This is a genomic window from Cognatazoarcus halotolerans, from assembly GCF_009800965.1.
Taxonomy (GTDB): domain Bacteria; phylum Pseudomonadota; class Gammaproteobacteria; order Burkholderiales; family Rhodocyclaceae; genus Cognatazoarcus; species Cognatazoarcus halotolerans.
The window spans coordinates 22,674-29,132 of the sequence record NZ_WUAF01000032.1 but is presented as its reverse complement, the minus strand read 5'-3'; the positions used below and the strand labels follow the sequence as shown (position 1 = coordinate 29,132).

The 6,459-nt window shown below is 59.6% G+C and carries 9 protein-coding genes; 7 read left to right on the top strand and 2 right to left on the bottom strand.

Translation table 11 applies throughout. The features are described from left to right. Positions 1–302 precede the first annotated feature (302 nt). From GQB03_RS21945 to GQB03_RS21920, 6 genes are all read left to right on the top strand, one after another. Positions 303–716, top strand: a complete 414-nt coding sequence (locus GQB03_RS21945) for a hypothetical protein (protein ID WP_159693830.1) — start codon at positions 303–305, stop codon at positions 714–716. Then, positions 713–1,396 carry a GIY-YIG nuclease family protein gene (locus tag GQB03_RS21940; RefSeq protein ID WP_159693828.1) on the top strand — a complete coding sequence of 228 codons (684 nt, stop codon included), beginning with the start codon at positions 713–715 and terminating at the stop codon, positions 1,394–1,396. The genes GQB03_RS21945 and GQB03_RS21940 overlap by 4 nt, the downstream gene beginning before the upstream one ends. A gap of 139 nt (positions 1,397–1,535) precedes the next feature. Next, complete coding sequence (locus GQB03_RS21935; RefSeq protein ID WP_200832378.1) at positions 1,536–1,790, top strand: hypothetical protein; 255 nt, start codon at positions 1,536–1,538, stop codon at positions 1,788–1,790. Between the two features lie 41 nt (positions 1,791–1,831). After that, entirely contained in the window at positions 1,832–2,455 is a 624-nt protein-coding gene (locus GQB03_RS21930) for a hypothetical protein (protein ID WP_034085873.1), read from the top strand. A gap of 11 nt (positions 2,456–2,466) precedes the next feature. Then, on the top strand, positions 2,467–2,931 hold the full coding sequence (locus tag GQB03_RS21925; protein ID WP_200832376.1) for a putative molybdenum carrier protein: 465 nt from the start codon (positions 2,467–2,469) through the stop codon (positions 2,929–2,931). After that, positions 2,918–3,187, top strand: coding sequence for a hypothetical protein (locus GQB03_RS21920; RefSeq protein ID WP_159693826.1), 270 nt, complete (start codon positions 2,918–2,920; stop codon positions 3,185–3,187). The genes GQB03_RS21925 and GQB03_RS21920 overlap by 14 nt, the downstream gene beginning before the upstream one ends. Before the next feature lie 6 nt (positions 3,188–3,193). On the opposite strand, the gene GQB03_RS21915 is transcribed toward GQB03_RS21920, so the two are convergent. Beyond that, a complete protein-coding gene (locus tag GQB03_RS21915; RefSeq protein WP_159693824.1) occupies positions 3,194–4,768 on the bottom strand; it encodes an AAA family ATPase in 1,575 nt (524 codons plus the stop codon). A gap of 129 nt (positions 4,769–4,897) precedes the next feature. Here GQB03_RS21915 and GQB03_RS21910 point away from each other — a divergent pair, with 129 nt between their 5' ends. Continuing rightward, positions 4,898–5,608 carry a hypothetical protein gene (locus tag GQB03_RS21910; RefSeq protein WP_159693822.1) on the top strand — a complete coding sequence of 237 codons (711 nt, stop codon included), beginning with the start codon at positions 4,898–4,900 and terminating at the stop codon, positions 5,606–5,608. Here the strand turns inward: GQB03_RS21910 and GQB03_RS21905 are convergent. Next, the gene (locus GQB03_RS21905; RefSeq protein ID WP_159693820.1) at positions 5,594–6,457 is read right to left on the bottom strand and encodes a DUF7281 domain-containing protein; all 864 of its coding nucleotides are present in this window, start codon (positions 6,455–6,457) and stop codon (positions 5,594–5,596) included. The two genes, GQB03_RS21910 and GQB03_RS21905, sit on opposite strands and share 15 nt — an antisense overlap. Positions 6,458–6,459: the final 2 nt, after the last annotated feature.

Below are 6,459 nucleotides of genomic sequence, written 5' to 3'. Positions count from 1 at the left end.
CCCCTACGTTCGGGCCTTCGGCCCTCTCTCCAGGGCGAGCAAAGCGCATGACTATGACTTGGGGGTGTATCAGTTTTAAATCGGCAATATGGGCAAAAGCGTGTCAGTTTTAGATCGGCATTGACAAAGGTCAATTCGAGCTTGCCTGCGAGGGCAAAGGCGTAACCAGCGGACAGACCTTCTTACGCGAATACGAATGGGTGTTCGGTACGTCGAAGTCTGCCGTCGTGCGAACCGTTATGCGGTGGGGACGGTCGGGCATCTGCTGTGATTTTTACGACTGGGCGAAACACGATCCGAGAATGCACGAATGCTTCTTCCATGATCGTGATGCCTACCGTGACTCACGGATTGAACGGGGTAAATGGTCGGATAAGGATGAGGCCGAGTATCTTGCCGATTGCGCCCGCCGCACGCCTGAAACCTATCGCGGATGGTGGCGTTTTTGCGATCTGCCCAATGGATACGACCCTGACGACTGGTTCAATCCGGGCATCGACCACGAAGAGCTGTTTGATCCGAACATGGCTCTTGCCGAGGTCGCGGAAAAACTGCATGGGCAGACCTTCGACGACTGGAGGCAACATGGCGCCTGGGAGGAGATCGAGGCTCACGACAGGGCAAGCATCGACGAGACGATCCGCTATTGGCGGAACGAGCAAGCGGCAGGCGAAAGCTACTACGGCGACGAAAACGAGGCCGCAAGTGTTCCATGACGATGAAAGCCACGCTGCAAGCCGCCATCACCTCTGGGCAAATCAACACGAAACAAAAACTCCTTGAACGTGCAGAAGCTCTCGGCCTGACGGTGACAAGGAATGGACGTGATTACATCGGGTTGCTTGGGCCTGATGGGAAGCGGTTCCGGATTCGTTTCGGGTTTGCCTGCGACTCACTGCCAGCAAGACCAGATACCCCGGTTGACACGGGCGCTGCTCCTGTCATCCGTTCACGCGGATACTGGATTTACGCGCTGACTGCGCATAGCCGGAATGGCGAGCGAAAAGCCTGCTACATCGGGCAGACGGTCAATCTCAAACGTCGATTTCGCGAGCACCTGCATCGACATCGCCCTGGCCATGCCTCGTTCGCTCTCTTCGAGTGGGCCATTCGCGAACAAACTGAGATTCGTGCGGCCGTTCTCTCATGGGTTGATGGCGACCAGAGCTATGCATCCCGATTTGAGGGCTACTGGCTGAGATTAGCGGTTGAGGCGGGCTTCGAGGCTCCCGATGCCCATAACTGGGGACGGCTGCCGCAGCCAGAAGACCCTACAGGCCAGCCGAGTCGCTGGCCTGCAATGGAAGTCTTTGCCGCGTCTTTCCCCCTGCTGGAACTGGTCGAGCGTGGCATCACGCCTGTCGAGTTGTTTGTTGCCAGTCGAGCTCCGTTGTGATCGAAGACGAAGGAAGGAAAGCATGATCGGATGGTGGATCGTCATTGCCGCCCAGACGCCCGAGGAGCGGGATACAGGCATTGGTCGAAGGGATGCGGTGCTGGCGAACTAGGAAACCAGTGTCGGCGGAAATGGCTGGGTGCAGCGGTTGGTTGATGAAGGCAAGGCGGTACAACTGCTGTCGGGAGGCTATCCCAACCGTTACACGGCCAAGGCCAGTGATGTCCTGCCGATCATCGAGAACGGCCCGCCGGCGCGCAACGATCCTGCCGTCATCGGCGACGACCATGTGATGCCCGCCAACCGGGTTCGCGACGTCATCTTGCATCACGACAAGATCGCCGCCTATCCGCCCGATAAGGTGCTGACCGTCGAAGTCTGGGATCTGTCCTGACACCACTTTCATTCACCAACAAGAACAGGGAGTTCATGCCTATGTCCAAACAGCTTGCCATCCTCGCCGTACTCGGCACCGTCACGCTCGCCGCTTGTGGTAGCAAAACCGATGCAAACGAAAAGAACTTCGGTGCGGCGCTGAGCCAGTATTTCGAGAAAAAGGGGCAGTTGTGCCTCAACCAGTACCGCGACTTCCCGGTGGCGGTCACCGAAATGGACATGCGTCTTCAGAAGACCATGCAAAGCGGTACAGCCAATCAGATGGCCGCGCTTGAGGCCGCCGGGCTGGTGAAGTGCGAAGCTGCGGACAATGGACAGCGTTGTTCGCTGACCGATGCCGCCAAACCCTTTGTCCGGGAGAAGGAAGCAACCAGTTGGGGTTTGAACGGTTCCCAGAAGGTGACCCAGACGGATCTGTGCTGGGGACAGAAGAGCCTCGACAAGGTAGTGAAGTGGGAAGGCCCGATGAAGCTCGGTGACTACCAGGAGGCAGGCATCACCTACACCTATAAGGTCAACAACCTTGCCGACTGGGCCAAGAAGCCCGAGGTGCAAGCCGCTTTCCCGGTGGTCAAGGGCATTCTCGATGGTGTTGGCAACAAGGAATCCAAGCACGCTGTCAAGCTGACCAGCCAAGGCTGGGAAGCAAAGGGTCTGGATTGATTGGCGTTCTAATGATCATCTCCGGCGGCCAAACCGGCGTAGACCGGGCGGCGCTGGATTTCGCCATTGCCCGGCAGATTCCGCACGGCGGCTGGTGCCCGGCAGGCCGACGGGCCGCTGATGGCGTACTGGATGCTCGCTACCAGTTGCTGGAGACCGAATCCAGCGGCTACCGCCAGCGCACCAAACGCAATGTGCTGGACGCTGATGCCACGCTGATCCTTTATCGGAGCAGACTCGAAGGTGGCAGCCTGCTCACTCGCAATCTGGCGACGGGGCATGGCAAACCGCTGCTGCTGTGCGATTTGCATGCCCCTACAGAAGAGCTGTTGGCGGCATGGCAAGACTGGCTGGTTGGTCATGCCATCGCTATTCTCAACATTGCTGGCCCGAGTGAAGCACGCAACCCCGGTATTTACCTGCAGGCGAGCGCGCTACTGGATCTTTTCTGGAGCACGGAACATGAGCCGATCTGATACCCGCTGCGCGACACCTTATATCTACTCGGGTGAGTTGCAGATTCGCCCCGAAGTAGATGCCGCGCTGGCTGCGCTGAAAGACAAACCCTACACCGCCATCCCTAGCTGGAAAAATGACGGAACCTGGGAGCTGTGGACGGTGGAAGGCGACGGCGAAACCGAGCCCTGCATCATCAGCGGCCCATCGACAACCTATGCCAGTGAGGCCGATGCGCAGGCCGCCGGTGCGGCCTGGCTATCCGGACAGCGCTGAGCAACCTCAATTCCATCCCTCGCTGACAAAGCCAACGCCACGGCGGCTGATCTCGACCAGCGGTCTGATGTCTTGCACCTGCACGAGTCTCCGGCCATTACGAGCCGCCGAACCCAAGGCGCGCTGAAGAACCAGACGCACACTGCGCGGTGGCAAGGCTTGCAGACGGGATAGGACATCATCATCGAGTCGCTCGGCAAAGGCAGTGCCCCAGCTCGCCTCGTCGCGCAGACGGTTGTAGATCGACTGCGCAATGCTTCTGACCTGCTCCGGTCTGGGTGGTTGAATGTGCAACACCGTCAGCCGTGAGCGCAGCGGCCCCGGAATCGCCTCCAGCTCATTCGCGGTCGCGATCCAATTCACATGACTGGCGTCGATGGAGAAATCACGAATCGACAGGTCGATGAAATCACGCGCACTGCGCGGTTCCAGAAGCGTATAGAGCGCCGCCAGCGGATCGTATTGCGGTCGGCCGTTGCTGGCCTTGTCCAGTTCATCGAGCACCACCACCGGATTGGCCAGCGGCTGGTAGGCCAGCAGCTCAAAGAGCTGGCCTGGCTCGGAATTGCTCCAGAATGATTCGGAACCTGCGAGCGGCGAACTCGATTGTGTACTCGCCATATCGAATACACGAAAGGGCAAATACAACTGATCGGCCAACCAGCGTGCTGCCTCGCTTTTGCCAATACCCGCCGGGCCGACCAGCAACACGGCAGGCCAGGACACCCGGCCATCGCCCAGGCTGGACAGGGCAAAGTGGTCACGTAGCAGCTCAGCCAGTTCATGGAAGTTTGGAAAGGCCTGCGCGAACTCATCCAGGAGGGCTATCCAATCCGGGGGCAGCAGGCCCAGTTGGCGGCTACCATGGCCCGCCCGCTTGATCCGCTCCGCCATCGCCTGTGCGCGCTTGAACTTGTCGTCGCCTTTCGGTCGGTGGCGATCCACGAACGTCTCCAGCCCGGCTTCATCGAGAAAGACGATGCTCGGCAAGAGTATTGATTTAGCGGTTTCTGTCGGCTGCTCCTGAACCTGTTCCGGTTTGGCTTCACTCGGGACGGGCTCATCCTCAACAGCCATGGCGGCGCGTACATCTTCAGTCGTCACCTTACCCAGATCGTGCACCACCTGCTGTACCCCCTGTTCGACGATGAGCTGGCGGCTGCGGCGCACTTCTTCGGCAAACAATCCTTGGATGCCGTCGTGTTGCGGACAGCGTTGCGGACGGATGCCGTCCCCGACAACCTGTACACCGCAAACGGGGCATTTTTGCAGCGAAAGGTGCTTGGTCTGGGCAATCAGATCGAACACTGCTGCTGCACGTTCGCTGTGGCGTCGCGGCGGCTGGTAATGAATGGCCAAGCGATCCCGGTTGCAGCTCACTGACAGTGAGCCCTTTCGTGCGACCACTGCGGGTGGCAGCAGGTATTCCACCTGGGCAAACAGATGTGCCACCACGGCCAAATGCCCCGGCGCGGGTTCGACGATTTGCCGCGCAAGCCAGGGATGCTGCGCCTTGAGTGCAGCAATGGCTGCTTCGTATTCCCCCAGGCGCAACGGACGGGCTTGCTTTGGCTTACGCATGATGGCCTCCCAAATAGCCTAACTATAAATTACTATAACAGTGGTTTACGCGAATCGCCAAACTCCGCACGCTCGTCTTGTCGGTCAATAAGTCTTATAGTGATTTACAGTGAATTCACAGAGCCCGACATGCCAACCCTTGCCAACGAACAATTGCCAGGCTTTGCCGCCGCCTTGATACGACTGCGCGGGGAAACGCTGGGGCGGATCGCTGAAACCACCGGTATCCGCACTGCCAACCTCTCGGTCTGGCTACGTGGCAAGGAGCAGGTGATCTCCGCCAAACGACTAGTCGGCCTGTTGCACCACCTCGGTGTGGAAGGCGGGCGCCTGCGTACCGACGTGTTGCACCAGTGGCAGGATCGTGGGGCACTGGATGACAGCAAGCTCGTGCTAGGCAAGCTGCTGGCCGACAAGCAGTCGGTGTGGTTGTTTCAGGATGAGCAGCCGGGGCTTATCAAGACCCGCTTTCTGTTGGCTGGCGATGTGCTGATCCGCATGGAGATCGAGCCGGGCGTCGATCAAGCCCTTGATTTGGCGACAGTCGTCAGGGTGGATCGTGTCATCAGCACCCCTGCAGCATTGGCCGGGGTGCCAATCGACTCGTTGGCATCAGCACACAACGTCCTCTTGGCGCTGGCGGAGCAGGCCGCAGCGGACGTGGGTGACGAAGAGCTGCTGGAAGGGCTGATGTTCCGTCTGACCGAAACATTAGGCAGTAATGTCACTTCAGCGCAGGGCTGGCAACAACTGGAGCAGGCGCTGAGGCGGTCCCTAGAGGCTGGCCTGGCCCCAGGTGACATTGCGAGCTTACTCAAAGGGCACCTACAGAACAGATAGCCAGACCGCTTCCTGTTCGAGCGCCCGTCCGGATTGGCGCATCTGTTCGGTTAACGGGCCTAGATAATCAGGTAACTGCGGAACAGCACTGGTGAACTCCCGAAGCGTATCCTGCCATAGCCGCTGGCTGCCATAGTCTGCCAGTTTGCTTTGCCAGTCGGGCATCAGCCAGCATTCGCAAGTGTCGCCAAGCTGTGCAAAGAGTCGCGCGAAATTGGCCAGCCCCACACCGTCATAGTCCGGGAACAGTACGACACGGCTTGCACGCGGGCGCTGCCCCAGCCAGGCGAGAAGCCGGCCATCAAGCTGTCCGCCGTAGTACAGCAGGGTGGCTTGCGTTCCTACTGGCAGCCAATCCGTGCGGTCAAACAGCGCCTGGTTCTCCACCAGCCAGAGCGACTGCCCGCTTTGCCAGGTGTCGCCAGTTTCAATGCGCAGGCTGGCAGCCCCGAAGTGGTGCGTGAGCTGGCTGAGTGGCAGTTCGCTCCCGTGTTCGCCTTGCCGCCAGAGAACCTTTTCGCCAACGGCCTTGAGCAAGGGGTAGTAGCACTCATGCTGATGATTGCGCGCTTTGCTGTCGCGCGCGTGGGCGATGTGTTGCGCCCGCAGCGGCAGGTCGTCCGTGGCCAGCATCCCGACCTGGGGGGAGAGTGCGCTCAGATGGATATCGAATAGTCGCGGATCGCTGACACGGTAAACATCACCGCGCCCCTGACGCTGGCAGATTACCGCTCCTGTCTGCCGGGCAAAGCGATCCAGAGCGCTGCGCTGAGCGGCGGTGAAATGGCTGGCCGGCAGGGTTTGTTGGCCATGCAGCTTGAGCAAGGCTGTGCGCAAGGTTCGATCCATAC

Coding starts and splice junctions, on each gene's coding strand:
- GQB03_RS21945 (WP_159693830.1), top strand. CDS start 303: ATGCACGAATGCTTCTTCCATGATCGTGATGCCTACCGTGACTCACGG.
- GQB03_RS21940 (WP_159693828.1), top strand. CDS start 713: ATGACGATGAAAGCCACGCTGCAAGCCGCCATCACCTCTGGGCAAATC.
- GQB03_RS21930 (WP_034085873.1), top strand. CDS start 1,832: ATGTCCAAACAGCTTGCCATCCTCGCCGTACTCGGCACCGTCACGCTC.
- GQB03_RS21925 (WP_200832376.1), top strand. CDS start 2,467: ATGATCATCTCCGGCGGCCAAACCGGCGTAGACCGGGCGGCGCTGGAT.
- GQB03_RS21920 (WP_159693826.1), top strand. CDS start 2,918: ATGAGCCGATCTGATACCCGCTGCGCGACACCTTATATCTACTCGGGT.
- GQB03_RS21915 (WP_159693824.1), bottom strand. CDS start 4,768: ATGCGTAAGCCAAAGCAAGCCCGTCCGTTGCGCCTGGGGGAATACGAA.
- GQB03_RS21910 (WP_159693822.1), top strand. CDS start 4,898: ATGCCAACCCTTGCCAACGAACAATTGCCAGGCTTTGCCGCCGCCTTG.
- GQB03_RS21905 (WP_159693820.1), bottom strand. CDS start 6,457: ATGGATCGAACCTTGCGCACAGCCTTGCTCAAGCTGCATGGCCAACAA.